The sequence below is a fragment of the Nocardia sp. NPDC057440 genome (assembly GCF_042802915.1).
In the GTDB taxonomy this organism is placed as follows: Bacteria; Actinomycetota; Actinomycetes; order Mycobacteriales; family Mycobacteriaceae; genus Nocardia.
Window position 1 is genome coordinate 1 of sequence record NZ_JBHVDF010000010.1, and the last position, 25,557, is coordinate 25,557.

23 protein-coding genes and 1 rRNA gene are annotated in these 25,557 nt (G+C 66.6%); 16 read left to right on the forward strand and 8 right to left on the reverse strand.

All coding sequences use genetic code 11. The annotated features are described in order from the left end of the window. Positions 1-159 precede the first annotated feature (159 nt). The 3 genes from rrf to ACFU4Z_RS20995 all read left to right on the forward strand — a co-directional run bounded on the left by rrf (position 160) and on the right by ACFU4Z_RS20995 (position 2,808). Positions 160-276: ribosomal RNA gene (gene rrf, locus ACFU4Z_RS20985) — 5S ribosomal RNA — on the forward strand. Positions 277-388: 112 nt separating this feature from the next. Further along, positions 389-1,054, forward strand: a complete 666-nt coding sequence (locus ACFU4Z_RS20990) for a class I SAM-dependent methyltransferase (RefSeq protein WP_379065441.1) — start codon at positions 389-391, stop codon at positions 1,052-1,054. A gap of 176 nt (positions 1,055-1,230) precedes the next feature. Beyond that, entirely contained in the window at positions 1,231-2,808 is a 1,578-nt protein-coding gene (locus tag ACFU4Z_RS20995; protein WP_379065443.1) for a carboxylesterase/lipase family protein, read from the forward strand. Positions 2,809-2,859: 51 nt separating this feature from the next. Here the strand turns inward: ACFU4Z_RS20995 and lexA are convergent, their stop codons facing one another. After that, entirely contained in the window at positions 2,860-3,561 is a 702-nt protein-coding gene (lexA, locus tag ACFU4Z_RS21000; RefSeq protein WP_379065954.1) for a transcriptional repressor LexA, read from the reverse strand. A 219-nt stretch (positions 3,562-3,780) separates the two neighbouring features. Here lexA and ACFU4Z_RS21005 point away from each other — a divergent pair, with 219 nt between their 5' ends. From ACFU4Z_RS21005 to nrdR, 3 genes are all read left to right on the forward strand, one after another. Beyond that, the gene (locus tag ACFU4Z_RS21005; RefSeq protein ID WP_379065445.1) at positions 3,781-4,257 is read left to right on the forward strand and encodes a hypothetical protein; all 477 of its coding nucleotides are present in this window, start codon (positions 3,781-3,783) and stop codon (positions 4,255-4,257) included. 212 nt (positions 4,258-4,469) lie between these two features. Next, positions 4,470-5,729 (forward strand): hypothetical protein, encoded by a 1,260-nt coding sequence (locus ACFU4Z_RS21010; protein WP_379065447.1) that lies wholly within the window; start codon positions 4,470-4,472, stop codon positions 5,727-5,729. A gap of 149 nt (positions 5,730-5,878) precedes the next feature. Then, positions 5,879-6,355: a transcriptional regulator NrdR gene (gene nrdR, locus ACFU4Z_RS21015; protein ID WP_379065449.1), complete on the forward strand. Its 477-nt coding sequence runs from the start codon at positions 5,879-5,881 to the stop codon at positions 6,353-6,355. Between the two features lie 26 nt (positions 6,356-6,381). On the opposite strand, the gene hrpA is transcribed toward nrdR, so the two are convergent. Then, positions 6,382-10,650, reverse strand: coding sequence for an ATP-dependent RNA helicase HrpA (hrpA, locus tag ACFU4Z_RS21020; protein ID WP_379065452.1), 4,269 nt, complete (start codon positions 10,648-10,650; stop codon positions 6,382-6,384). A 374-nt stretch (positions 10,651-11,024) separates the two neighbouring features. Between hrpA and ACFU4Z_RS21025 the strand changes: the two genes are divergently transcribed. From ACFU4Z_RS21025 to ACFU4Z_RS21035, 3 genes are all read left to right on the forward strand, one after another. Next, positions 11,025-11,654 carry a Pr6Pr family membrane protein gene (locus ACFU4Z_RS21025; protein ID WP_379065455.1) on the forward strand — a complete coding sequence of 210 codons (630 nt, stop codon included), beginning with the start codon at positions 11,025-11,027 and terminating at the stop codon, positions 11,652-11,654. A 28-nt stretch (positions 11,655-11,682) separates the two neighbouring features. After that, positions 11,683-12,906 carry an aspartate aminotransferase family protein gene (locus tag ACFU4Z_RS21030; protein ID WP_379065457.1) on the forward strand — a complete coding sequence of 408 codons (1,224 nt, stop codon included), beginning with the start codon at positions 11,683-11,685 and terminating at the stop codon, positions 12,904-12,906. A 331-nt stretch (positions 12,907-13,237) separates the two neighbouring features. Continuing rightward, complete coding sequence (locus tag ACFU4Z_RS21035) at positions 13,238-14,878, forward strand: acyl-CoA synthetase (protein ID WP_379065459.1); 1,641 nt, start codon at positions 13,238-13,240, stop codon at positions 14,876-14,878. A 16-nt stretch (positions 14,879-14,894) separates the two neighbouring features. Here ACFU4Z_RS21035 and ACFU4Z_RS21040 read toward each other — a convergent pair whose 3' ends face one another. Continuing rightward, on the reverse strand, positions 14,895-15,623 hold the full coding sequence (locus tag ACFU4Z_RS21040; RefSeq protein WP_379065461.1) for an SDR family NAD(P)-dependent oxidoreductase: 729 nt from the start codon (positions 15,621-15,623) through the stop codon (positions 14,895-14,897). 208 nt (positions 15,624-15,831) lie between these two features. On the opposite strand from ACFU4Z_RS21040, the gene ACFU4Z_RS21045 reads away from it, so the two are divergent. Both ACFU4Z_RS21045 and ACFU4Z_RS21050 read left to right on the forward strand, forming a co-directional pair. Then, positions 15,832-16,869 (forward strand): AraC family transcriptional regulator ligand-binding domain-containing protein, encoded by a 1,038-nt coding sequence (locus ACFU4Z_RS21045; RefSeq protein ID WP_379065463.1) that lies wholly within the window; start codon positions 15,832-15,834, stop codon positions 16,867-16,869. A 563-nt stretch (positions 16,870-17,432) separates the two neighbouring features. Further along, positions 17,433-18,128 (forward strand): DUF5134 domain-containing protein, encoded by a 696-nt coding sequence (locus ACFU4Z_RS21050; protein WP_379065465.1) that lies wholly within the window; start codon positions 17,433-17,435, stop codon positions 18,126-18,128. Positions 18,129-18,130: 2 nt separating this feature from the next. Here ACFU4Z_RS21050 and ACFU4Z_RS21055 read toward each other — a convergent pair whose 3' ends face one another. The 4 genes from ACFU4Z_RS21055 to ACFU4Z_RS21070 form a co-directional block, all read right to left on the reverse strand. Continuing rightward, complete coding sequence (locus ACFU4Z_RS21055; protein WP_379065467.1) at positions 18,131-18,832, reverse strand: PhzF family phenazine biosynthesis protein; 702 nt, start codon at positions 18,830-18,832, stop codon at positions 18,131-18,133. A gap of 238 nt (positions 18,833-19,070) precedes the next feature. Further along, entirely contained in the window at positions 19,071-20,291 is a 1,221-nt protein-coding gene (locus ACFU4Z_RS21060) for a hypothetical protein (protein ID WP_379065469.1), read from the reverse strand. 126 nt (positions 20,292-20,417) lie between these two features. Continuing rightward, on the reverse strand, positions 20,418-20,957 hold the full coding sequence (locus tag ACFU4Z_RS21065) for a carboxymuconolactone decarboxylase family protein (protein ID WP_379065471.1): 540 nt from the start codon (positions 20,955-20,957) through the stop codon (positions 20,418-20,420). A 52-nt stretch (positions 20,958-21,009) separates the two neighbouring features. Further along, a complete protein-coding gene (locus ACFU4Z_RS21070) occupies positions 21,010-21,597 on the reverse strand; it encodes a peroxiredoxin (RefSeq protein WP_379065473.1) in 588 nt (195 codons plus the stop codon). Between the two features lie 111 nt (positions 21,598-21,708). Here ACFU4Z_RS21070 and ACFU4Z_RS21075 point away from each other — a divergent pair, with 111 nt between their 5' ends. From ACFU4Z_RS21075 to ACFU4Z_RS21095, 5 genes are all read left to right on the forward strand, one after another. Continuing rightward, the gene (locus tag ACFU4Z_RS21075; protein ID WP_379065475.1) at positions 21,709-22,665 is read left to right on the forward strand and encodes a hydrogen peroxide-inducible genes activator; all 957 of its coding nucleotides are present in this window, start codon (positions 21,709-21,711) and stop codon (positions 22,663-22,665) included. After that, positions 22,643-23,143: a gamma-glutamylcyclotransferase family protein gene (locus ACFU4Z_RS21080; protein ID WP_379065477.1), complete on the forward strand. Its 501-nt coding sequence runs from the start codon at positions 22,643-22,645 to the stop codon at positions 23,141-23,143. The genes ACFU4Z_RS21075 and ACFU4Z_RS21080 overlap by 23 nt, the downstream gene beginning before the upstream one ends. A gap of 122 nt (positions 23,144-23,265) precedes the next feature. Next, positions 23,266-23,856, forward strand: coding sequence for a TetR family transcriptional regulator C-terminal domain-containing protein (locus ACFU4Z_RS21085; RefSeq protein WP_379065479.1), 591 nt, complete (start codon positions 23,266-23,268; stop codon positions 23,854-23,856). A gap of 89 nt (positions 23,857-23,945) precedes the next feature. After that, on the forward strand, positions 23,946-24,686 hold the full coding sequence (locus ACFU4Z_RS21090; RefSeq protein WP_379065481.1) for an SDR family NAD(P)-dependent oxidoreductase: 741 nt from the start codon (positions 23,946-23,948) through the stop codon (positions 24,684-24,686). Further along, positions 24,686-24,883, forward strand: a complete 198-nt coding sequence (locus ACFU4Z_RS21095) for a 4-oxalocrotonate tautomerase family protein (RefSeq protein ID WP_379065483.1) — start codon at positions 24,686-24,688, stop codon at positions 24,881-24,883. The genes ACFU4Z_RS21090 and ACFU4Z_RS21095 overlap by 1 nt, the downstream gene beginning before the upstream one ends. A 55-nt stretch (positions 24,884-24,938) precedes the next feature. On the opposite strand, the gene ACFU4Z_RS21100 is transcribed toward ACFU4Z_RS21095, so the two are convergent. Then, entirely contained in the window at positions 24,939-25,541 is a 603-nt protein-coding gene (locus ACFU4Z_RS21100) for a TetR/AcrR family transcriptional regulator (RefSeq protein ID WP_379065485.1), read from the reverse strand. Positions 25,542-25,557 lie beyond the last annotated feature (16 nt).

A 25,557-nucleotide genomic window follows, 5' to 3' on the forward strand; every position in this document is an offset into this window, starting at 1 on the left:
TAGGTGACTGGTACTAATCGGCCGAGGACTTACCAACAAAGAAGCTACGCGTCCACTGTGCGGTATCTGAAACAACACACAGATACAGAAGCGCCCTTGCATGAGCCGGTGATACTGGTGATTGTTTGGTGTGTTCTTTGTGTGACAGTTTCATAGAGTTACGGCGGCCATAGCGGCAGGGAAACGCCCGGTCCCATTCCGAACCCGGAAGCTAAGCCTGCCAGCGCCGATGGTACTGCACTCGACAGGGTGTGGGAGAGTAGGACACCGCCGGAACATCATTCGCGAGAGCCCCCGACTTCGGTCGGGGGCTTTCGTCGTTTCTACACCGGACACACGCAGACACTTTCCCGGACTATGCTGACCGCACCGCGCCGAGGGAGTGAAAATGGTTGACGTCAGGCAGGTTTGGCAGAATCCGGTGTTCGGCGCTGTCGGCGCCCGGGTCTACGACGCGGTCCTCGACCGCCCGTCGATCGCCAGGCCGGTCGGTCGGGCACTGTGGGGGTGCGACACCGACCGGATGTATGCGGCGATGGATGTTGTGAACCGGATCTCGGACGGCGCAAGCATTTTGGATCTGCCAGTCGGCGGTGGCGTCACATTGCGCCGTCTCGATCCACGTCAGAAGGTTCGCTATGTCGCCACGGACATCTCCGACAACCAGCTCGACGCGGCTCGGCGTGTTGCCGAGCGCAATGGTCTGTCCGAGATCGAGTACGTGCGAGCGGACGTCGTCGAGCTGCCCTTCGCTGATGACGAATTCGACCTTGTGGTGACCTTCGCGGGCCTGCACTGTATGCCCGACCCCGGCGCAGCGATTGCGTCGCTCGCCCGAGTCCTTCGCCCCGGTGGCACTGTGGTGGGCAGCTGCGTGGTTTCTGGCGTCTCCGCTCGCTATGACCGGCAGATCCAGGCCCTCGGTGCGGTTGGAGTGTTCGGTCCGCCGTGTACCGCCGAGGAACTTCTCGGTTGGCTCGACGCAGCAGGTCTGCGTCGAGATGACTTCTACCGCAACGGATCTCTCGCCCAGTTCGTTGCAATGAAGCGATAGCGGGCGATGCGGAGCGGCGCAGGCGGTGTCGCGGTCATGTGCTGAGCCAGATGAAGCGGGTGTCCTCGCCGCGACCGGGGGCCGCGGCCCGGGACGGTGGCGGAGGGCCGCGTCTGCTGGAAGCTGCGCGGTGCGGCGGCCGCGCGGGCGCGGGAAGGCTGGTTAGTGTGTCTGTGATGAAACATGCCTGGTCGGCCATCACTGGTCTGCTTATTGTGCTGGTCGGGTTCGCCCTACCGGCCTCGGCAACGCCTATGGCAGCCGCATCGGATGTGGTCGCCGTCGACACCGGACAGTTGCGCGGCAGGCAGTCTGCCGATCTGCGGTTGTTCGAGGGGATTCCCTATGCGGCACCACCGGTAGGTGAGCTGCGCTGGCGACCTCCCGCGTTACCGGGGTCGTGGTCCGGCATACGGGATGCCACCAGTGCGGGCCCGAGTTGTCCGCAGGGAAACGGTGCGTTCGAGGTACTGACTTCTGGCACCGCGAAGTCGGAGGACTGTCTGTACCTGAATGTTTCGACGCCGCGCACGCTGCCGGTAGATGGGCAGCAGTTGCCGGTGCTGGTCTGGATTCACGGTGGGAGCTTCACCAGCGGGTCCAGCGAGGTGTATGGCGCGGGCCCGCTCATCACCAGCGGCGATGGCGACGTCATCGTCGTGACCATCAACTATCGGCTGGGGACGCTCGGATTTCTCGCCGCGACGGCGCTGGATGACGGCTCCGGTTCCGGCAACTACGGTCTGCTCGATCAGCAGGCCGCGTTGCGGTGGGTGCAGCGCAATATCGCCGCGTTCGGCGGCGATCCCGGTCGGGTCACCCTGGCCGGCGAGTCCGCGGGCGCCAGTTCGGTGTGCTCGCAGCTGGCCGCGCCGAGCTCGCGCGGACTGTTCCACGCCGCGATCATGCAGAGCGGGCCGTGCGCGGATGCGGTGCCGGTGGCTCGAGCGATGAGCGACGGTGACGCCTATGCGGCGCGGCACGGTTGCTCCGGACCGGATGTCGCGGCCTGTCTGCGTGGGCTGCCCGACGATGTGTTGGTGTCGGATCCGGTCACCGGCACCGTGTCCGGTGGCGCCTTCCTGCCCAGTGGTCCACGGGCTGCCGTGCGTGGCGGAGTCATACCGCGGCTGCCGATTCTGGTCGGCGCGAACCACGATGAGATGGCACTACGGGTGTACACGATGTACGGGCTGGGCATGCCGCTGACCGCCGAGGGGTATCACGACGCGTTGGTCGCTGCCATGCCGGATCTGACGCCGGAGCAGATCACCAGCGTAGAACGCCAATACCCGGTGTCGGACTACGCGCAGCCCGCACTCGCACTGACGAGGGCGTGGACAGATCGGATGCTGTCCGGGCTGATCGACGAATATGGGGAATTGAGCCGGACCAACCCGACCTACGTGTACTCGTTCGACGATCCCGCGCCGCTCGCGCCACCGTCCAATTTCCCGATGGGCGCGTATCACGCGAGCGAGTTGTTCGGGCTGTTCAGCATGCGCGACCTGAGCTGGGTCTACAACCCGGTGACCAGTCCGGATCAGCAGCGCCTCGCCGGCGAAATGCGAAGGTATTGGAGTCGTTTCACGATCGCAGGCGGCCCAGATCCGGCCGGACTCCAGCCCATTCCGGCCTACGATTCGGCTGCGCCGCAAGTCATGTCGTTCCGGCCCGGCGGAAGCAAGCTCGTTGACAACTATGCCGCTGAATATCAGGCGGACTTCTGGTCGGCCATGCCGAAGCGGTGGTAGCCGACGCGGTGCGCGGGCCTCGTGGCCTCGCGCACCGCTATGACTCTCGCGTCAGATCTTGCGGATGACGGTGACGACCTTGCCGAGGATCCGCGCGTCGTTGCCCGCGATCGGCTCGAACAGCGGGTTGTGCGGCATCAGCCAGACATCCTTGCCGGTGCGTTTGAAGGTCTTGACCGTCGCTTCGCCCTCGATCATCGCGGCCACGATGTCACCGTTGTCGGCGACGTTCTGCTGACGCACGACCACCCAGTCGCCGTCACAGATGGCCGCGTCGATCATCGACTCACCGACGACCTTGAGCAGGAACAGCGACCCGTCGCCGACCAATTCGCGGGGCAGCGGAAAGACGTCCTCGACCGCTTGTTCGGCCAGGATCGGGCCACCGGCGGCGATTCGGCCGAGAACCGGGACAAAGGTCGGTGTCGGCCTGTTCGGATCGGATTCCTCGGCCGTGGACAGGCTGGTTACCGCGCGGACCGCCTCGTCGAGACCGCGAACGTCCACGGCGCGTGGACGATTCGGGTCGCGCCGGAGAAAGCCTTTGCGCTCCAGCGTCCTGAGTTGGTGGGCCACCGACGAGGTGGAGGTCAGCCCGACGGCATCGCCGATCTCCCGAATGCTCGGCGGGTAGCCACGGTCGCTCACCGAGGTGCGGATGACCTCCAGTACCTTGCGCTGACGCACGGTGAGATCCGCCCAGGCCCCGGATGGGTCGGTGCCTCCTACGCTCTCGTCGCCCGTGTCGTCTATGTGGCTCACCGCAACCGCCCTTCACCTGTCGTTGATTTCGTCTTACGAATCTAGTCCGGTCGAGCCGATGTTTCAAACATCTGTTCGAGGCATGTCGGGCGTTTCTGCTGACTTTGTCGGCGTCGCGTGGTAGAAATCGAACACAAGTTCTTCGAACACGTGATCGAATAGCTACCCCGTCGAGTCTCCAGCCAGCAGCCCACCACGGAGGTTTGTCCGATGAGCACAGCGATCAGCGACATCAGCACCATCGGCGCGACCGGCGCCGTCGATTCGGTCGAAGGCGGGGCCGATCTCGGCTTCGATTCTGTTCCGCGCGTGCAGCGTCAGCATCGCGGTGCGGTGCGGGCGTTCGATTCGGCGCAGCGGTCCATCGCGGACCGACGCCCGCGTGGAAGCCGGCCGCGTGGCACGGTGGCGTTGTACGAGCATCGCGTCCGGACGGCGCCGCTGGTCCGGCAGGCGCGGGGCCCGCACCCGACGGAGATGGTCGAGCAGGCTCAGGTCGGTTTCGCGGTGCTCGCGGTGGCTGCGCTGCTGAGTGCGCTGGTTGTGACGGCATTGATCGGACTCGCGCACCTGCGGGCGGGCACTCTCGACAAAGGTGGGCCGACGACGGTGCCTGCGGTGTTCGAACAGCGGGGCGTCGACGGGCAACTCGTTCCTGACGTTGCTGGGGCCGGGGTGCCGCGCTAGTGCGGGCCGCTGTGGCGGATGGCATCGGCCGATCCGCCACGAATGGTGGCCGAATTTGTTGATCGCAAAGTAGAACATGTTGCTACTGTCCTGAAAACGTGACTCAGGCAACAGGATTCCATGCGATGACGCACCTCAGTACCGCTCGAACTTTCGGTAGCACCGACCGGTCGGGCGTCGACGGACGATCAGGCGGATCCGATCGGCCCGGCGTGAGTAAGCGGTTCGGTTCGGCCGGACACTTGCCCCGGCTGTTCGTCCGGGCCGTCGGGCTGTTCGCCTGTCTTGTCGTCGGGTTCACCGCGATTCCCACCGCGTATGCCGCTCCCGCGTATGCGGCATATTTGGACCTGCCCACGATCAACGGCGACGGCGGTGCGGGCGGCGGACTGAACCCGGTTGTCCCGCTGGATGAACCGGCCTTGCGCGCGGCGCTCGACGCGGCCAGAGCCGACGGGGTAGCGCCGCAACGGTATGCCACGCTGCTGCATCAGTATTGGCTGGTGGTCTCCACCCGCAACGCCGCGATAGATCTGGCGACCTGGGATCCGGCGCGCGGCGTGCGCGCCAACCAGAACACTTTCACTCTGGTGTACGTCAACTACTTCCGGCTCGCCAACCAGCATCCAGAGTTCTGGTGGGCTGGCCTCGCCGGCATCGCGGGTGGCTCCTTCGCCTCGGGCTTCTTCGATCTCGGTGATATCGGTGTGGTGCTCGACGTGTCCGGCGTCCATCAGCTCGGCAATGCGGTGGCCGACCTGTTGCGAGCTACCCCAGAGGAATTGGTACGCAAGGTGCCTGCGGACATCAGGTTGCTCGCCACCGAGGGCGCACGCCTGAGCGCCCAGGATGTCGCCTGGTATCAGACCCGGCTGATGATCATGCAGAAGCACATCTTCACCGACCTGGTGCCCATGCATGAAGCCTATGTCGCGCTGGGGATGGCGGGGATCGACGAGATGTATGCCGCAGGGGTGATCGACGCGGACATCCGTGCCGCCTGGCAGTCGATCGACTCGCACACGCAGGGCGGGTACGAGGACGCGCTGGTCCGGATGACCGATCGTGAACAGAATCGGGTCATTGCCGATCAGTGGGACGCGACCTCCGCAGGCCGCGGTGCCATCGGCCGGGTCCTCACCTACGTGAGCACCGTGGCGGGCAAGCCTGCCGTGCCGGGCGTCCTGGCGCCGGGCGTGTTCGCTCCGGCGACCGTTCGCGCCGACATTGCCGGATGCACGGTGGCGCTGCGCACCCCGCTGCCGGACTTCAACTGGGCCGACCGGGACACCCGCTGGACCTACATCACGGGCGACCTGGTGCCGCGCCATGTGGACATGGAACGCAATCCGCCGTTCGCCGCCGCCTGGCTCGGTGAGTCGTTCTGGAACAAGCTCGCCCACGGCCGGATGATCCAGCGAATCCCCGAACTGATCGCGGACATGACAACGCGGTGGCGGATCGGCGAGTGACGCGAGGGAGGGCCGCCGACCCGGCCCGGGTATCCTCGAAGTGCTATGGACGTATAGGTCTAGACCCCTGTACACGTGCTCGCCGGAATGGTCACCCCAATCGGAGCCGGCCCGGACGCGAGCGCGCGCATCGACGAAGGATCTCCCGGATGCATTGCCCGTACTGCCGACACCCTGACTCGCGGGTCGTCGACTCGCGTGAGGCCGAGGAAGGTGCGGCCATCCGCCGCCGTCGTTCCTGCCCGCAGTGTGGCAGACGCTTTACCACGGTCGAGACCGCCATTCTGTCCGTGGTCAAACGCAGTGGTGTCACCGAACCGTTCAGCCGCGAGAAGGTCATCCGAGGCGTGCGTCGTGCCTGCCAGGGACGCGAGGTCGCCGAGGACGCGCTGAACCTGCTGGCCCAGCAGGTCGAGGACGCCGTGCGGGCCAAGGGTTCGCCGGAAGTGCCGAGCCACGAAGTCGGACTGGCCATCCTCGGCCCGCTGCGTGATCTCGACGAGGTCGCCTACCTGCGCTTCGCCTCGGTCTACAGGTCCTTCACTTCAGCCGACGATTTCGAGCGCGAGATCGCGGACTTGCGCCGGCATCGGGACGAATCGACTGTCGCGGCAACCGTCGAGTGACGCCGGGCCGAACGAAGCGACATTAGCTAGCGACGTACCGCGTCGATCGCCTTCTCGATGCGCTTGGCCGAGACGGGGAAGGGTGTGCCGAGCTTCTGGGCGAACAGGCTGACCCGGAATTCCTCGATCATCCACCAGATTTCGGTCACAGCGCTGGCGTGCTTGCGGTTCTCCGGAAGGGCAGCGATGAGCCGGTCGTAGGCGGCCAGCGCCCGGTCGAGCTCGATCGTGGCCTGACGATCGCGGACGGCCGAGCCAGGCAGCGACTCCAGGCGCACGGTCGCCGCCCGCAGATACCGGGGCAGTTCCCGAAGCCGGGTGCCGCCCCATTCGGAGATGAAGCCGGGGAACACCAGCTCGCCGAGCTGATGGCGGACATCGTCGGCGATATCGCGGTCGGTGGCCGCCGCCAGTGCCACCGAAAGTTGGTGTGCCCCGGCGAGGACCGGGACAGCCACGCGCACGAAGCGGGTGACGGCGTCGGCGAGCTTCGGCCGGACGGCGGCGACGAGGGCGTCGAAACGGTCGGGACTGCGAACAGGACCGCCCGCGGCGGCGATGAGTTCCTCGGCGGCGGCGGCCCGGCAGTCCTCGACGAGGGCCTCCAGCGAGCCGTACGGGTTCTGGCTCAGCGCAAGACGATCCGCGGCCGACAGTCCGGCCGTCACCGCACGCGGCGAGGTGGGAATCGCACGCAGCACCAGCGCGCGTGTGCCCGCCCGCATCGCTGCGGCCTGTTCTCTGGGGGAGCTGAGCACCCGCACGGCGACACCGTCGCCCTCCGGCACCAGCGCCGGATAGCCGGTGACCGTCTGCCCGGCCACTTCGCGGCGTACGGTGGACTCGACCGTGCCGAGGGACTCCGAGGTCCACACCGTGGTGGGGGCCCGCTCGGCGCCTGCGGTGGCGCGGGCGACGGAGGCGGAAACCTCTGTGGCCAGTTGGGTTTTCAGCTGAGAGAGACTCTTGCCGCTGGCCAGGGTGCGCCCGGAGGCGTCCGTGGCCGCGAAGGTCATGCGCAGATGGTCGGGCAGAGCGGCGGGGTCGAGATCCTTCGGCGTGATCGTGACCGAGCCGAGGCGCGACAGCTCCCGTGCCAGGCCGGTGCGCAGCGGTTCGGCGCGCGGAGTGAGCGCGGCGAGCGCGGCAGCGGCGAAGTCGGGCGCCGGAACAACGGTGCGGCGCAATGTCTTCGGCAGTGTCTTGATCATGGCGGCGGCGAGCTCGTCGCGCATGCCCGGCACCAGCCAGTCGAACCCGACCGGCCGAACGTGGGCCAGCTGTGCTACCGGGATGCGGACCGTGACGCCGTCGTCGTCGTTGCCCGGCTCGAATTGGTAGGTGAGCGGGAAGCTCAGCTCGCCCTGACGCCACGCATCGGGGAAATCGGTCGGATCGAGGGTCCCCGCGCCCTCGTTGACGACGGTGTCGGTCGAGAAGTCCAGCTGCGCGGGATCTTTGCGCTTCGCGGTACGCCACCAGCTGTCGAAATGCCGCACCGACACGATGTCGGCTGGGACGCGCCGATCGTAGAACTCGAAGAGCACCTCGTCATCGACGAGGATGTCGCGGCGGCGGGCACGATGTTCCAGATCGGCCACGTCGTCCAGCAGAGCGCGGTTGCGGTGGAAGAACTCGTGGTGGGTCTGCCATTCGCCCTGCACCAGTGCGTGCCGAATGAACAGTTCGCGCGATAGCCCAGGATCGATACGGCCGTAATCGACGGGGCGGCTGGTCACCAGCGGGACGCCGTAAAGGGTGACGCGCTCGTAAGCGCGGGCGGCGCCGCGCTTGGCGGACCAATGCGGTTCGGAGTATGTGCGTTTCACCAGATCGCCGGCTAGGCGCTCGGCCCATTCCGGTTCCACTCTTGCGGCCATCCGGCCCCACAGCCGCGATGTCTCGACCAGTTCCGCGGCCATCACCCAGCGCGGCGGCTTCTTCGCGAGGGAGGAGCCGGGGAAGATCATGAACTTGGCGTTGCGCGCGCCGACGAATTCGCGTGATTCCGCTTCTCGGACACCGATATGCGACAGCATGCCTGCCAGCAGTGCCTGGTGGATCGAGGTGGAATCCCAGGCGGTGCCGTCCTCGTCGAGGGGTGCAGCCTGCACTGTGGACTCGGGCTGTCTACCGCGCCGCGATCCGGTCTGCTGTCCGGATGCGGCAGCAGTGGAAGCGTTGTCGGCCTTGGGGTTCGATGCACGTCTGTCGCGCCGTCCGCGGCGCGGGCGGCGCTCGCCATCTGCTGGGGAATCGGAGATCCCGCCGCTGGGCGCGCCGCTGTCTGCCTGTGCCGACCAGCCGAGTCCCCGCGTGATGGTCCGTAGTTGCCCGTGTAGGTCCTGCCATTCCCGAATTCGCAGATAGTGCAGGTACTCGTCGCGACACATCCGGCGGAATTGGTTGGCGGACAGCGATTTCCGCTGTTCGGTGAGGTACTCCCACAGCCGTAGGTAGGCGAGGAAATCCGAGCCTTCCACGACGAACCGTGCGTGCTTGGTGTCGGCAGCCTGCTGATGGTCGGCGGGGCGTTCACGCACATCTTGGATCGATAGGGCGGCCACGATGACCAGGACATCGGCCAGGCAGCCGTTGCGGTTCGCCTCGACAAGCATGCGCGCCATGCGCGGATCGACCGGTAGTTGCGCCATTTCGCGCCCGACCGGCGTCAGCGTCAGCGTGGCGTCGCCGGTCGGCGCACTGTCGAGAACCGGCATGTGTGCGGCGCTGTCGTCACGCTGCCGCTCCTCGCCTGCGTCCAGGTCGGAACCGCGCTGTGTTCGGTCGTCGATCTCGGTCGATGGGGGTCGCCGCGTGGGTTTCGCCGTAGCGCGTGGTGCGAGCGCTCCGAGTTCCTCCAGCAGCGCGATGCCGTCGCGGATGGCGCGACGGTCCGGCGCCTCCACGAACGGGAAGTTCTCGATGTCACCGAGGTCGAGCGCGGTCATCTGCAAGATGACAGCGGCCAGATTGGTGCGCAGGATCTCCGGTTCGGTGAAAGCCGGCCTGGATTCGAAGTCGTCCTCGGAGTAGAGGCGGATGCAGATGCCGTCGGCCACGCGACCACAGCGCCCGGCGCGCTGACGGGCCGAGGCCTGCGAGACCTCTTCGATGGGCAGGCGCTGCACCTTGGTGCGCATCGAATACCGGGAGATGCGCGCGGTGCCGGGGTCGATGACGTAGCGGATGCCGGGCACGGTCAGCGAGGTCTCCGCGACATTGGTGGCGAGCACCACACGACGGCCGGGATGCGGGGCGAATACCCGGTGCTGCTCGGCGGTCGACAGGCGCGCGTACAGCGGGAGGATCTCGGTGCGCGGGAGCTTCAGGTCACGCAGCGCGTCTGCGGCGTCGCGGATTTCGCGCTCCCCGGACAGGAACACCAGGACATCGCCGTCGCCCTCGGTGAACAGTTCCCGGACCGCCTCACCGATGGCGTCGACCGGGTCGCGGTCGACGATCCTGGTGTCTTCGTCGTCTTCGTCGTCGGAGGAACCAGGTAGTTCGAGCGCGAGTGGCCGGTAGCGGATCTCCACCGGATAGGACCGGCCGGAGACCTCGACAATCGGTGCGGGAGTGCCGGATTCGTCACCGAAGTGGCGTGCGAACAGTTCCGGGTCGATGGTCGCGGAGGTGATGATCACCTTGAGATCCGGCCTGCGCGGCAGCAACTGTTTGAGATACCCGAGCAGGAAATCGATATTGAGGCTGCGTTCGTGCGCTTCGTCGATGATGATCGTGTCATAGCGGCGCAGCAGCCGGTCGCGCTGGATTTCGGCGAGCAGGATGCCGTCGGTCATCAGCTTGACCAGCGTGCGATCGGACGCCTGATCGGTGAACCGCACGGTGTAGCCGACGACGTCACCGAGTTCGGTGCCGAGTTCCTCGGCGATGCGTTCGGCGACGGTGCGTGCGGCCAGCCTGCGCGGCTGGGTGTGCCCGATCGTCCCGCGGATGCCGCGGCCGATTTCCAGGCAGATCTTGGGGATCTGGGTGGTCTTACCGGAGCCGGTCTCGCCCGCGACGATCACCACTTGGTTCTCGGCGATCGCCTTCGCGATGTCTTCGCGGCGCGCGGATACCGGCAGCTGTTCGGGGTAGCGGATTTCGGGTACTGCCGCGCGGCGGGCCTCGATGCGTCCCTCGGCAGCCGCGATGTCGACCGCGACGGCGGTGAGATCGTCGCCGCGGGCCCGGTCCAGGCGTCGGCGCAACCGGTGTTCGTCGCGGAGGGTCACGGCGGCCAGGCGGTCACGAAGCTCGCGGAGAGTCGGGTCGGCTGTCCTGGTCATTGCGTCTACCAGCGTAGCGAAACGTTTCTGCGGACCGCTCGTCGAACCCCGGGGCGGGCCCGGGCATCCAGCGAGCACACCGTGCGCGCCGGCGCTGACACCGCGATGTCGGCGCGCCGGGTTCACCCGTAAAAGCCATCCTGATGTGGGACGTTCCAGACATGACCGCCGGCGCACTCAGTGCCCGCCGGCGCGGACCTGCCTCGACGGACTGAGCGTGGTCACTCACCCTCGGAGGCATTCGAATTCGGCTGGGCGCGCCGGACATTGGGCTGGTCGGCACTGCCAACGGCCGGCACGCGGGTGCATCGGCCGGCACCGGCATCCCCCTGAGCAATGGTCTGGCAGTTCCCAGGCTATGCAACAATCGCACCGTGAACGCCGTCGGGATGGCTCCATGGTGGGTTCGTGTCCTGCGTATCGGGTTCGCTGCGCTGGGCCTGGTGGCGCTGATCTGTGGTCCCATCCACGACCATGGATCGTTCGGCTACTCGCTGGACAACCATTTCAGCTATTTCACGATCCAATCGAACATTCTCGGGGTGATCGTGCTGCTGGTCGGCGCGCTGCTCGATCCGATCGATCAGCGGTGGCAGCTGGTCCGCGGCGCCGGCACGCTGTATCTGGTCATTACCGGCATCGTGTACGCGGTACTGCTCGCGCACATCGACGCCGGGAACGAACAGCACTGGGCCGATGACGTGCTGCATCGGATCATGCCGATCGTGATGATCGCGGACTGGGCGCTGGTCCCGGTGGCGATCAGGGTCAACGGTCCGCTGATCGCGGGCTGGCTGGCCTACCCGGTGACATACTGCGCTTACACCCTGTTCCGTGGTGTGTTCGTGAAGTGGTACCCGTACCCGTTCATGGACCCGCGGCAGCAGGGGTATGTGTCGATGACCATCGGATTGGTGGTTCTGGTTGTGGCGTTCGCGCTGCTCGCGGTGGCCGTCGCCGCCCTCGGCGATCTGAGCAGCCGCTGGCGGGGTGCGGACGAATGATTCGGTTCTCGAGGTAAAGGTGGTTGGTATGAGTGCGCTATGGCATGGGTTCGCCGATATGGGTGCCGTCGAACGGGACGGGGCGTTCGTTGTCGCGCGCGGGGAGGGCGCCTACATCTGGGACGAGGCGGGCACCAGGTATCTGGATGCGACCGCGGGTCTGTGGTTCACCAATGTCGGGCACGGGCGCGCCGAGATCGCCGATGCCGTCGCCGCGCAACTGCGCACCATCGCGCACTACTCGAACTTCGGCGACTTCGCCGAACCCGCCACCCAACTGCTCGCGGAGAAGCTGGCGACGATTGCACCGGTGCCCGGCAGCAAGATCTTCTTCACTTCCGGTGGCTCGGATTCGGTCGACACCGCGGCGAAGCTGGCACGGCGGTATTGGCACGAGATGGGGCGGCCGGACAAGACGATCGTGGTCGGCCGTCAGCGCGCGTATCACGGAATGCATGTCGCGGGAACGGCGTTGGCGGGCATCCCGGTCAACCGGGAAGGCTATGGCGAACTGATGGCCGATGCGCGCACCGTCGAGTGGGATGACGCGAAATCGCTGCTTGCCTTGATCGAGGAAGTCGGCGCCGAACGCGTCGCGGCGTTCTTCTGCGAGCCCATCATCGGCGCGGGCGGTGTCTATCTTCCGCCGGACGGCTATCTGGCCGAGGTCCGCCGTATCTGCCGCGACAACGACATCCTGTTCGTGGTCGACGAGGTCGTCACGGGGTTCGGGCGTATCGGCGGATCCTGGTTCGCCTCGTCCCGATTCGATCTCGCGCCCGACCTCATGACCACCGCCAAGGGCCTGACTTCCGGCTACGTTCCGATGGGTGCGGTCTTCATCGCCCCGCGCGTCGCGGAACCGTTCTTCAGCGGGGGCGTGTGGTGGCGTCACGGTTACACCTACGGCGGCCATGCCGGCGCCGCCGCGGCCGCGCTGGCCAATCTGGAGATCATCGAGCGCGAGGGTCTGCTGAACGAGGCGAAGCGCCTGGAATCGACCCTGCATGACAAGTTGGCGCCATTGGCCGGGCACTCGCGCGTCGCCGAAGTGCGCAGCGGTCTCGGTGCGGTCGCCGCGATCCAGCTCGCCGACCCATCGGAAGCGCTTCCGCTGGTGAAAACCCTTCGTGCACACGGTGTTTCGGGTCGTGCGGCGGGCCAGGGCGCGATGCAGATCTCGCCGTCGTTCGTGATGACCGACGATCAGGTCGCCGAGCTGGTCGTCGGGTTCACCGCCGCCCTCGGCTGACCCTCGCCGGCTCGTGGCGGGTCAGTGCGGGAACCTACGAGGCGGCCGCGGGGTGATCTGCGCTCGGCACTGCCCGATCGGGGAGCGATATATCGGCGATATCCATTGGTCCATCATGTGACTGGATAGTCGGGTCATGTGGGTGGGGTGGGTGCCGCTCACTCGACGAACCCGTTCGGCACGCTTTACTGTGAGGGCGCTCGCCCTCACCTTGGGTACAGCCGAGCATGCAACACCCGCCTCGACGGCTGCGGATCAGCAAGACCTCGGCCACGAGCACGGCGCGGTCGACGGTGTTCGGTCGGGCACTGCCCAGCAGGAGAGCTGAATCATGAAGTTGACCAGCAAAGTCGGGGCGCTGGCCGCTACCGCGGCGCGTCGGGCCGCCGAGGAAACCTATTACGCCGCGCTCGCGGTCCGCGCCGGACTGGCGGCGCCGGAGCGCCCGGACCGGCTCGCCAGGATGGGCGTCGCGGTGCTGCGCTCGGGCATGCTCGGCGGGCTCACGACGGTGGCCGCCCTGCGCTATGGGGATCGCGCCGCCATCATCGACGAAATCGGTACCGTCACGTTCCGCGAACTCGACGCGCGCAGCACCGCGCTCGCCAATGCGTGGCGCGCCCGAGGTCTGCGCGATGGCGAGGGTGTCGCGATCCTGGCGCGCAACCATCGGGGCTTCCACTACGCGGTGTTCGCCGCGGCCAAGTGCGGTGCCCGAATCGTGTTGCTGAACACCGATTTCGCCGGTCCACAGCTCCGTGAGGTCGTTGCCCGCGAGGGCGTGGATCTGCTGGTCTTCGACGACGAATACTCCGGCATGCTCGGTGATCTCACGCCGCGGCGTGGGCGCTATCGCGCCTGGGTCGGCAAGCCCGGCGTCGACACCCTCGACAATCTGATCGCGGGCGGTGCGCGCACGCCGCCGCGTCGGGCCACCACCACCGCCAAGATCATCCTGTTGACCAGCGGGACGACCGGGACTCCGAAGGGCGCGCCGCGCAGCGAACCGAGCTCGCTCGCGCCGCTGGGCGCCATCCTCGGCAAAGTGCCGTTCCGGGCCCGCGAGATCACCGAATGCCCTGCGCCGCTGTTTCATACGCTCGGCTTCGCGCACGCCATCCTGGCCGTCGGCTTCGGCTCCACCCTGGTGATCCGGCGTCGCTTCGATCCGCAGGCCGTGCTCGACAGCATGGCCCGGCATCGCGCCACCGCGCTGATCGCGGTGCCGGTCATGTTGCAGCGTCTCGTGGATGCCGGTCCGAAAGGCTTCGCCGGGCACCGCTTCCCGCGGTTACGCATTATCTTCGTCGCCGGCTCGCAGCTGGGTGCGGAGCTGTGCATTCGGGTGACAGCGGCCTTCGGCCCGGTGGTCTACAACGTCTACGGATCCACCGAGGTGGCCTACGCGACCATTGCCACGCCCGCCGATCTTGCCGTCGAGCCCGGCTGTGTCGGCACCCCGGTGCCCGGCACCGTCGTGAAGATCGTCGACAGCAACGACGCCGAGGTGCCGCCCGGCGTGCCCGGCCGCATCTTCGTCGGCAACAACTACCAGTTCGAGGGCTACACCGGCGGCGGCGACAAGGCCCGCATCGGCGGCCTGATGTCGACCGGCGATGTCGGCCACTTCGACAGGGCGGGAAGGCTTTTCGTCGACGGCCGCGACGACGACATGATCGTCTCCGGCGGCGAGAACGTCTTCCCCGGCGAGGTGGAGGAACTGCTCGCCGCGCACCCGGCCGTCGCCGAGGTCAGTGCGTTCGGCGTCGCCGACGAGAAGTACGGCCAGCGCCTGCGCGCGGTGGTCGTGGTCCGTGCCGGGCACACCCTGACCGCAGACGAGGTCCGCGAGCACGTCAAGTCCCATCTCGCCCGCTTCAAGGTCCCTCGCGACGTGCTGTTCATCGATGAACTGCCGCGCAATCCGACCGGGAAGGTGCTCAAGCGCGTGCTACGTGAACTGTCTGCCTGATCGGTGACCCGAACCGCTACATGATGCCGAGCATGCGGCGCATCGTGTAGCGCAGATGTACGGGATCAGGCACGGCGGTGCGGAACCAGCCCGAGGGCGGCACCACCAGCAGCCCGCCGCGCTGGTGCTCGACGCAATCGACGATGGCGTCGGCCACCGCCTCGGCGTCGGGCTCGAAACCGGGCGCGACGGTGCTGACGATGACGCCCTGCTCGGCGAGTCCGCGGTGCAGAGCTGTGCCGAGTCCGACCACCGCATGCTTTGTCGCGCTGTAGACGGCGGCTCCGAGTGCGGCGGTGACTCCGACTGCCGAGCCGATGTTCACGATCTGGCCGTGCCCCCGCTCGATGAAGCGTGCGCCCGCCAGTCGGGACCCGGTGATGACCGCACGCAGATTGACTTCGATCTGGCGGTCGGTGTCCGTGTCGAACTCGGAAAGAAACGAAGTGGTCGGAAGGATTTCTGCGGCGTTCACCACCACGTCCAACCCACCCAGTCTCTGTTCCGCGGTGGATAGAAATTCGGCGAATCGGACACTGTCGGTGACATCGAGCGGTAAGCCGAGCGCGGTGCCGCCGTGGACACGGTTGAACTGATTCGTGATGGCACGAACTCGTCCGGCATCGGAGTCGCCGATCGCGATCTCGGCTCCCGCGGCCAGGAAGGCCAACGCCGCTTCTTTGCCGATGCCGCCGGTGCCACCGGTGATCGCGACGCGCTTGCCGGCAAGTGTCTTCTTCGACATGTGGTTCGCCCGCTTTCGTCTTGCTTCGACAGTATGGCGTCGACCGGCGGCACTCCATGCGATATCGGGTCATGGCCTTGCGGATACCGGCCAGCTGGAAGTTTGCGGGGGTTGCGGTGCGAAGGCCGTTCGACCGCACGAGAATTCGGCCATACGAACTCTGGCCATTTTCTTGCGGGCTTCGGACAACCTGGATGACGATGAGCCGGTGGCCTCGTGGGAGTGGCGGCGCTCGATCACGAATTCGGCGATCCTCGTCGAAGTCGCCGAAAGCCATGGACTCCGTCTCGCGGAGTGCCTGCGCGGCACGGGCATCGCGCCACAGGTGCTGATCACGCCCGGCGCCGAGGTCACCGCGGCGCAGGAACTGGAACTCGCCCGCAACATCGTCACCGCACTCGGCGATCCATGGGGTCTCGGCATCGAGGCGGGTGTGCGCACGCACATCACCACCCACGGCGTGTTCGGGCTTGCCGTCATGAGCAGTCCGACGATGCGTTCGGCCACCGAGGTCGCCATGCGGTACTTCAGCCTGATGACCTCGTTCTCGCGAGCCTGGCATGTCTATCACGACGACGAACTGTGGCTCTACGTAGACGATCAGGATGTGCCCGCGGATGTGCGCGGTTTCCTCGGCGAGCGTGACGTCGCCGCGCTGCTGACGAACTGGGCGCTGGTGTACGGCGTCGCGCCGCCGGTGCTGCGCGGCGAAATCGGAGGCGGATACCGGGAGCGGCTGCTGCCGCTGCTGGAGCAGTTCGAGATACCGAGTACCGATGCCACTGGCCCGCACATCGCGGTATTCGACGCCACCGGCATGGACAACCCGATGCCACAGGCCAGCCCCCTCACGGCCCTGCTTTTCGAAGAGCAATGCGCCGATCTGCTGCAACGGCGCGGTCTTCGGCACGGGCTTTCCGGTTCGGTGCGCGAGCTGCTGATGCACCGGCTCAACGGTCGCCTCACACAGGAGGATGTGGCGGCGAGCCTGCATATGAGTCTGCGCACCATGCGTCGTCGCCTGGCGGATGAAGGGACGTCCTATCGGCAGCTGTGCGTCGAGACTTACGGCAATCTGGCCGAGGAGCTGCTGGCCACCGGGCTCACCGTGGAGGATGTCGCCTTTCGGATGGGTTACTCGGGCGCACCGAGCTTTTCGACCGCGTTCAAGCAGTGGCGTGGTATCTCACCGGGCCGATTCGCCCGCACCGCTACAGATCGCAACCGCCCCGCCGTTCGCCGTTGATCGGTCGAAGCCAGGTGATCACGCCACTGTGTCTGGATTGTGGGCGTGCGATGTATCGGGTACGACTGCGGCTCGCAGGAGCGTCGGCGCGGACGGTCGGCGCGCGCCCAGGTCGACGAGAAGGTCATCGAGGGCGTCGATGTCGTTCCAGCTGTCCGAGGCGACCCGTCGCCGAGGAAGCCGTGCAGATCGTGGAATACGAATACCGCCCGTTCGGTGACCCGGTGCGCCGCGCGCACCGCGGCGACCGGGTCGGTAGTGGCGCGCTCGGGCGCCTGGCCCGCCCGGCACAGGCCGTCGGTGGCCGACCACCGCCAGACCGGCCGCGGCGTCTTCAGCGCGGTCGTGGTGGCGACGATCTCGTCGAGCGCGCGTTGTTCTTCGAACGATTCGAGCTACAGCAGTGGCCACCGCGCCTGGAGCAGCTGCGTGAGGGTGCGGCGAAAGGGATGCACGGATCGGATCATAGCCGCGCGGCTGAATCGCCTCCGTCGGAAAAGGGTGCCCTAAGGGTGCGTGGGTGCGAGCATGGAGGTGCTACCCGCGACGAGAGGTGGTGGGGTGTGGCGGAGTTCGTTCAGGAGTACGCCGCGTTGCGGTGGTCGGTGGTGATGGCGTTCTTGTGTACGTCGGCGATCGTGGTTGTCCGGTTGGCGACGCCGTCGGCAGCCGGTGTGATGCCGCGTTCGGCCGGGGATGCGCTGGCTGAATATGCGCGGCGGCGAGACGATTCGTCGAGCGACGGCGACGGGCCGAATACCTGTCACGAGTCCGATGCCGCGCATCTGATCATGTGCCTGGTCATGTTGACCATGCTGGTGTTTCCCACGGGGGCGAATCCGCTTGCGTTACGTGGGGTGCTGACCGCGATAACGGTGGTGTTCGTGGTGTTGCTGCTCGGCCGGATCGCAGAGTGGCACAGCGAGGGTCGAGCGATGCCCGCCGATCGGATGGTCGCGCTCGGATACCACGTCGTGGCCGCGGGGGCGATGCTGTACGCGATGTCAGGGCATCGGGACGGCGGGCACGGCGGCGGACCCGAACCCGGCCCCATCCTGGGTTTGGCGGCGCTTTTCGCCGTGGACGCGGTTGCGGCAATAGTCGCGGTGAGCGCGGGGTGGCGGTATCACTGGCTCGGTCATCCGGTCGGTGCAGCGGCCGGTGCGCGGACCGGTCGAATGCTCTCCTCGGCGATCGTGCCCCACGTCGTGATGGACGTGGGGACCGCCTACATGCTGATCGCCGTGGTCTACGGGTGACCTCAGATGTCGATGACCGAGTCGGCGACGACGCGTCCACCGAGGCGCACCCAGCCGTCGGAGTCCCATTCGGTGAACAGCTGGGAGCCCTCGCCCTGGGTGATCACCAGGCCGCGGCGCAGCAGTGCGGTCAGCGCGACGGCAGCGGCACCGGTGGCCTCGTCTTCGGCGATGCCCATGGAGGGTGCGAACATCCTGGAGCGCAGCGCGCCGCGGTGTTCCTCGGTCCACACCCACAGGTAGTGGTGTCCGGTGGGGAAGTCGTCCGGGTTCAGCGCCGCCAGCTCCTCGATATCGGCGAGCTGATGGAAGGTGAATTCGGGTGCCCATTCACCGCGGGCCGTGATCCAGGTGAGTCCGTCGGTCAGTTCGACGGCCACCGGTCCCGCGGGCATATCGAGCACCTGCACCTTGATGCCCTGCTCGGCGAACCACCACCCGGTGCCCACCGATGGGTGACCCGCGAACGGCAGCTCCACGGCGGGGGTGAAGATCCGCACCCGGGCGGACCCCTCGACGGGGTCGTCGACTACGACGGTCTCGCTGAAACCGGCACGCGCCGCGAGCGCCTGCCGGTCTGCGTCGGCAACCTCGTCCGCACGGGCAATTCCCAGCTCGTTTCCGAACCGTCCGGCCGCGTCGGTGAACACCCGCACAACCTCGACCCGCGTGCTCGTGACCTCCAGCTCATCCTGTGTGCCCATGGTCGTGAGCCTACCGGGACTTCGGACGTGCTCCCAGGCATGGATAGGGCCGAGGTCCGACCGGGTCGGCGATCTGGCAACTGATTCGCTATCTATCTGCGCTGACGTGGGTGTGACCCGGCGGACCGGCAGAGGTTCGTCCCATTAGTCCGAATTGTCGCGCATTGACGGGGGATTGGTCACGCTATTGTGACCGGGATATTCCGGTTGCCCGTGGCGCTGTAGGGACCGAGGTCGCCTACATCAGCGCCGTATCCGATGCCGGACTCACGATCGGGTCGGGCAGGATCTCGGTCAGCAGCTGTTGTGCCAGTATGGGCAACTGGTGGCGGACCGCCGCGGCAAGTTCGAGATGGCGCTGCGCATGCTCGAGGAATGCATCCTCGGTGCCGAGGCGGCCTGCGCGCTCGGCGAGTACCCGCAGGGCGCGAGCCGGAAATCGCTCGGTCGATGCCTGCAGCGCCGCCGTGGTGGAACCACGCCATGATTCGTCGGCCAGGAAATGCATGGCCGCGTCGTCGGGCAGATGAGCGAGTATGCGACCGAGCTTGTCCGCTTTCGGGGCGTAGGCATTGCCCCAGCCTTCCTTCCAGATCCGGATGATGACGTCCGCGGCGGACGGTCCGAGCTGGGTGGCGACGTTGAATAGCAGCGAGGGGTTGTGGTGGAGCCCGGACCAACGCTGCCCGAGCAGGTCGACGATGCGGTGGGCGTGCGATGGATCGGTGACGGAGGCGAGCAGCAAGATCGCGTCGGAATTCGGTGCGGACAACGAGGGGTCGGCGAGGTCGTCCGCTACCCAATGCTGTTCGGTGGGAAACAAATACGAGGTCAGCAATCGGATCGGCAGACTACCGCCGCGCCGCAGCCGGGCCGCCACCGTGAGTGCGCCTGCATACTCGGCATCGTTGGCCGCGGCGAGCAGGGCGCGCAGACGTCGGATGACGGTGACGGGCGGATCGGTGACACCGGTCGCAACTCGGTAGTTCGCGGGATCCGAATTCCGATACCACTCATTCGGTATGAGTGAGTCGAACTCGCAGTGGATGCCCGCGACCGCGGCCGTCATCGATGTGGCGAGTTCGAAGCCGTGGGTGTGGACCAGATAGTCGGCTAGATCCGTGTTGTCGTCGTAGTACCTGCCGAGGCCGTCGGGATTCAGAATGTAGGCGTCGATCCCCACTGCTGCGCAGACGGCGGCGCCGATCGGATCGGCGTCGGGTGCGGACAGATAGGCCAGGCCGCGCTGCCGGAATACGTTGTGCGAGCGCGGATGCTGTAGCGCTGTGCGAATCTTGTCGGCCGACCGCGCCAGCGTATCGGCCACAGCGGCGGCGGCTGCCGCGTTCACGGTGGTTCTTCGTGCGGGACCGAGCCCGCGGAACGGATCGGACTTCGACCACCAGGCGGTCGGTGCTGCCCAGTCGTCTTCGTTCGTCGTCGGCGTGCGGACGGCCATCGGCCGGTCTCCCTCATTGGCGCTTGGTGTTTCGCCGACAGACTAGCGACGGCGTCCGACAACTCCCGGCCGTGCGAGCGAACGACGGCCCCGTCCTGGTGGACGGGGCCGTCGAGGTACGAACTGTCAGACCGTGGCTACGGCCAGCGCCTCCGTGGACTGGACCGCCTGGCCGACACCGGCGACGATGGCGGCCACACGCAGCGATTCGAAGATCACCTCGCGTGAGACGCCCGCCTCGCGCAGCACGTTCTCGTGCGCCTCCAGGCAGTGCGCACAGCCGTTGATCGAGGACACCGCGAACGACCACAGTTCGAAATCGGCCTTGTCGACGCCCGGCGTGCCGATGATCTGCATGCGCAGGCCGGCCCGCAGGTCGTCGTAGCGGCCGCCGAGGAACGCCTTGCCTCGGTAGAACACATTGTTCATGCCCATGATCGAGGCCGCGCCGAGTGCGGCGTTGTACGCCTCCGACGACAGCGTGTCGGCGGCTTCCTCGGCGATCTCGCGCAGCGTGGTCGCCGACCGGGTTGCGGCCGCCGACGCGAGGAGTGTGCCCCACAGTTGCTGCTCGTTCAGCACGGTGGTGCGTGCGATGGACGACAGGTTGAGCTTGAGGTCCTTGGCGTACCCGGGGAGGGAGTTCTTCAGGGTCTCGATGCTCATTCGGCGAATCCTCTACTCATGCTCTGTTTTCGGTGTGTTCGGACGATGGGACTCAGACGCTGGCGGCGAGCAGCTCGCCCGCGTTGATGGTCGGGTCGCCCTTCTTCCAGTTGCAGGCGCACAGCTCGTCGGACTGCAGCGCGTCGAGCACCCGCAACACCTCGTCGACGTTGCGGCCGACCGAACCCGCCGTCACCGAGACGAACTGGATCTCGTTGTTCGGGTCGATGATGAAGGTGGCGCGGTCGGCGACGCCGTCGGCGTTGAGAACGCCGGTGGCGGAAGCGAGTTCACGCTTGAGGTCCGAGAGCATCGGGAACGGGAGGGTCTTGAGGTCCTCGTGCTGGGCGCGCCACTGGAAGTGCACGAACTCGTTGTCGACCGAGGCACCGAGCACCTGCGCGTCGCGGTCCGCGAACTCCTCGTCGAGCTTGCCGAAGGCGGCAATCTCGGTGGGGCACACGAAGGTGAAGTCCTTCGGCCAGAAGAAGACGATCCGCCACTTGCCCGCGTGGTCGTCGGAGGTGATCTGGGTGAAGTAATCGTCAGGCTGCTGAGCGTCGACCTTCGACAGGTCACCGCCGATGACCGCGGTGAGGTTGTATGCCGGGAATTGGTCGCCGATGGTCAGCAAGGCCATGCTTTTCTCCTCGTCATGTTGGTTTGCTAGCGCTGTGCGAAAAGCTCACTTGTGATCTTGCCCAAAGGCCGGTGAAAGGTAAACGTGATCAGTCGCACTAGACTGATAGGCGTGACTGATCAGACTTATCAGCCGACCCTGTCGCAGCTGCGTGCGTTCGTCGCGATCGCGGAATATCGCCATTTCGGCACTGCGGCAACCAGGCTCAGTGTGAGCCAGCCCACGCTATCGCAGGCGCTCGCGGCGCTGGAACACGGCCTCGGGCTGCAACTGATCGAACGCAGCACGCGACGCGTGCTCGTCACCCCCGCTGGCATGCGGCTACTGCCGCAGGCGATCGCGACCCTCGAAGCGGCTGACCGATTCGTCGCTTCGGCGGCTGGTGACGGGCTCGGTGGCACCCTGCGTCTCGGCATCATTCCGACGGTTGCCCCGTATGTGCTGCCTGCGCTGCTGCCCGAATTGCGTACGCGGGTGCCCGCGTTGGCGCCCCAGGTGATCGAGGACCGGACCGGGCGACTGCTCGACGGTCTGCGCACCGGAGTGCTGGATGTCGCGCTGCTCGCACTGCCGACGGAAATGTCCGGAGTCGTCGAGATACCGCTGTATACAGAGGAATTCGTGCTGGTCACCCCACGCGGTCATGAACTGGCCGGGCGTACCGACATCGCGCCGACAGCCCTCGATGCGTTGCCGCTGCTGCTGCTGGACGAGGGGCACTGCCTGCGCGACCAGACGCTGGAGTTGTGTCGCACTGCCGATGTGCATCCCGCTGGCGTCGGCGACACACGTGCGGCGTCCCTGGCGACCGTAGTGCAATGCGTGGCAGGAGGTTTGGGTGTCACGCTGATTCCCGAGATGGCGGTGGCCGCCGAAACTGCCCGCGGCACACTGGAAACCGCGCGCTTTGCGGCGCCGGCGCCGGGCCGCACCCTTGGGCTCGCCTTCCGGGCTTCGACGGCGCGCACCGAGGACTACGAGCGACTGGCCGAGATTATTCGCGACATAGGTCCAGCGGCCGAGGGTACGGCAGAAGGAGGCAGGGGTGCGGCGGTTCGAGACGCCTGACGCGGATGCGCTCGCGGTGGCGCCGATCGGCAAGGGTGCGGCAGATCCGCGGCGGCTCGGGTTTGTGCGCGCCGCGGACGATGTGCTCTTCGTATACGGGTCATTGCAGTTTCCTGCCGTGTTGATCGAACTGCTCGGTCGCTGTCCGAGTTCGGAGCCGGTGGAGGTGCCCGGCTGGCGGGTGGCGGCGCTGCCGGGTCGCGTGTATCCCGGACTGGTGTCGCGGCCTTCTTCCGTCGCGCGCGGCGTGCTGCTCACCGGACTCACCGCCGCCGAGTGGGCAGTGCTGGACGCCTTCGAGGATGCCGAGTACGACCTCGGTCCGCTGGTGATCCCCGGGCATCCGCGAGTCCTGGCCTATGTGTGGACGGCGGAGGTCTCGCCGGGGGACTGGGATGCCGACCGGTTCGCACTCGATCATCTGGCCGAGTTCACCGCCCGGTGCGCGCGGTGGCGTGCAGGCTTGTCCGCGTTCTGACCGGACCTACCAGGGCATGTCGGGTCGAGCGCGCGGGTTGTGCTGCGGTCGTCACCGACGAGCGCTTGTTTCGGCCGGATTCGCTCTTGCCATTCCAAGACGACCGGTCGTATATTCATCGAATGGCCCGACCGCGACGGAGTGACGACACCAGGCAGCTTCTGGTCGAGGAAGGTGCTGCCGGGTTCTTGACCAACGGATATCACGGCACCGGAATCAAGCAGGTGCTCGATGCGGTCGGCGTGCCCAAGGGTTCGTTCTACAACTACTTCGACAGCAAGGAAACCTTCGGGCAGGCGATCATCGACCATCATTCGCTGTGTGTGCAGCGAAATCTGTCCGAGGCGCTGGGCGCGGCGCCGGATCCGGTGGCGGGGCTGCGGGCGTTCTTCGGGCGACTGATGGAGGAGTTCGTCGAGGCCGAGTACACGGGCGGGTGTCTGATCGCGAACCTCGGTGGTGAGCTGGAAGGCAGCGATGTGCTGCGCGAATCGCTTGCCGGCGCGTGGCATTCGTGGCGTGACGGGGTGGCGGAGGCGCTGGGCCACGCGCAGCAATCGGGTGCTATTCGCGCCGATATCGACGCGGTGGATCTCGCGGACCTGCTGTTGGAGTCCTGGGAGGGGGCGGTGATCCGGATGAAGATCGACCGCTCGCTCGAACCGCTGCAGAAGTGTTTGCGCCGATTGCTGGACGATTACTTCCGGCCGTAGTTCCCTCCGCAGTGCTTACGGCGCGTTGCTGCACGCCCATTTCAAGACGACCGGTCGTATCAAATGAGTTCACGAGAAAGCGAGAAGGTATGTCCACATCGAAAACGGTCATCGTGACCGGATCCTCCAGTGGGATCGGGCGCGACGTCGCACGGGCCTTCGTGCAGCGTGGGGACAATGTCGTGCTCAACGGGCGTGACGCGGACAAGCTCGAGGCAGTGGCCGACGAGCTGGCCGCAGCGGATCGGGTGGCGGTGTCCGCAGGCGATATCGGTTCTCCCGCAACGGGAACCGAGTTGGTTCGGGTCGCCGTCGAGCGGTTCGGCAGCGTCGACGTGCTGGTGAACAACGCGGGGATCTTCGGAGCCAAGCCGTTCGTCGACGTCACCGAGGCAGACCTCGACAGCTACCTGAACGGGAACCTGAAGGGCACCTACTTCACCACCCAGGCGGTGGTCCGGCAGCTGCGAGCGCAGCGTAACGGCGGCAGCATCGTCAATATCGGCACCGTGCTGATCAATCACGCGCTGGCGGGGCTGCCCGCGTCCGCGGCGCTGGTCAGCAAGGGCGGCGTTCATGCATTGACCACCAGCCTGGCCGCCGAGCTCGCGAGCGACGGCATTCGGGTGAATGCTGTTGCGCCAGGGATCATTCGCACCCCATTGTTCGGTGACGGCGACGAAAGCTCTTCGGGCAAGCTGGCTTTGCTGAATCGGATCGGTGAGGTGAGCGAGACAACCGCCGCCGTGCTGTATCTCGCGGATGCCGCGTTCACAACCGGTCATATCCTCCCCGTCGACGGCGGGTTCATCTCGGGAAGGGCGGCGTAATGCCTTACGTCAACATCAGAGTCACCAACGAGGGCGTGACCCGGGAGCAGAAGTCGCAGTTGATCAAGGGAGTCACCGATCTGCTGCGGGATGTGCTCGGCAAGGATCCCGCGACGACGTTTGTGGTGATCGACGAGGTCGAGCTGACCAATTGGGGGATCGGCGGCATGAACGTCGAGCAGTACCGCGCGCAATAGGCTCGGGACGACGTTCGGGCGCCGGCGCCGGGCGCCCGAACGTGTCCCGGCGGCGCTACCGCCTATCGCGGGAGTCGTAGGACAGTGCGGCCCAAGAACTGATGAGCAGCTCGCCGGCCGCCACAACGACGTCGTCCGGAATCCCTTCGGGTGTCAGCAATTTCTGGATGAGCAGGCCGTCCTCCAGTGCGTGAATGATCAGCGCGAGGAAGGCGGGATCGGCCGGCGGCCGTGGCAACTCGTCGGCGACGCCTGCAGTGATAGCGGCACGAGCGAGCAGTTCGCGTTCGGCGAGGCGTGGTCGTAGGTCTGGATTGCGCAGGATGTGCAGGATGAGTTCGAGGCGCAGTGCGAGCCAGTCGGTGAGATGTTCGGCGCGATCGCGATTGAACTGGCGTAGCGGCTCGCGGGTGGTGTGGTCGAGCCGGCTGACCTCGTCGATTTCGCGCTGCGTTCGCTGGACGAGCAGTTCGACGATCAATTCGTGTTTGTCGGTGAAATTGCCGTAGACCGCGCCTCTGGTGTAGCCGGCGCGTTCGGCGATCTGTTCCACCGAGGTGCCGTTGACTCCCCGCTCGGCGAACAGTTCGGCGGCTGCGGCGAGCAGTCGGTCGCGGGTCTGCTGTCGGCTCTGCTCGCGGGTGAGTCGCTCCTTCATATTCAGTAGTGTATCT

Coding starts and splice junctions, on each gene's coding strand:
- ACFU4Z_RS20990 (WP_379065441.1), top strand. CDS start 389: ATGGTTGACGTCAGGCAGGTTTGGCAGAATCCGGTGTTCGGCGCTGTC.
- ACFU4Z_RS20995 (WP_379065443.1), top strand. CDS start 1,231: ATGAAACATGCCTGGTCGGCCATCACTGGTCTGCTTATTGTGCTGGTC.
- ACFU4Z_RS21005 (WP_379065445.1), top strand. CDS start 3,781: ATGAGCACAGCGATCAGCGACATCAGCACCATCGGCGCGACCGGCGCC.
- nrdR (WP_379065449.1), top strand. CDS start 5,879: ATGCATTGCCCGTACTGCCGACACCCTGACTCGCGGGTCGTCGACTCG.
- hrpA (WP_379065452.1), bottom strand. CDS start 10,650: ATGACCAGGACAGCCGACCCGACTCTCCGCGAGCTTCGTGACCGCCTG.
- ACFU4Z_RS21030 (WP_379065457.1), top strand. CDS start 11,683: ATGAGTGCGCTATGGCATGGGTTCGCCGATATGGGTGCCGTCGAACGG.
- ACFU4Z_RS21035 (WP_379065459.1), top strand. CDS start 13,238: ATGAAGTTGACCAGCAAAGTCGGGGCGCTGGCCGCTACCGCGGCGCGT.
- ACFU4Z_RS21040 (WP_379065461.1), bottom strand. CDS start 15,623: ATGTCGAAGAAGACACTTGCCGGCAAGCGCGTCGCGATCACCGGTGGC.
- ACFU4Z_RS21055 (WP_379065467.1), bottom strand. CDS start 18,832: ATGGGCACACAGGATGAGCTGGAGGTCACGAGCACGCGGGTCGAGGTT.
- ACFU4Z_RS21060 (WP_379065469.1), bottom strand. CDS start 20,291: ATGGCCGTCCGCACGCCGACGACGAACGAAGACGACTGGGCAGCACCG.
- ACFU4Z_RS21065 (WP_379065471.1), bottom strand. CDS start 20,957: ATGAGCATCGAGACCCTGAAGAACTCCCTCCCCGGGTACGCCAAGGAC.
- ACFU4Z_RS21070 (WP_379065473.1), bottom strand. CDS start 21,597: ATGGCCTTGCTGACCATCGGCGACCAATTCCCGGCATACAACCTCACC.
- ACFU4Z_RS21085 (WP_379065479.1), top strand. CDS start 23,266: ATGGCCCGACCGCGACGGAGTGACGACACCAGGCAGCTTCTGGTCGAG.
- ACFU4Z_RS21090 (WP_379065481.1), top strand. CDS start 23,946: ATGTCCACATCGAAAACGGTCATCGTGACCGGATCCTCCAGTGGGATC.
- ACFU4Z_RS21095 (WP_379065483.1), top strand. CDS start 24,686: ATGCCTTACGTCAACATCAGAGTCACCAACGAGGGCGTGACCCGGGAG.
- ACFU4Z_RS21100 (WP_379065485.1), bottom strand. CDS start 25,541: ATGAAGGAGCGACTCACCCGCGAGCAGAGCCGACAGCAGACCCGCGAC.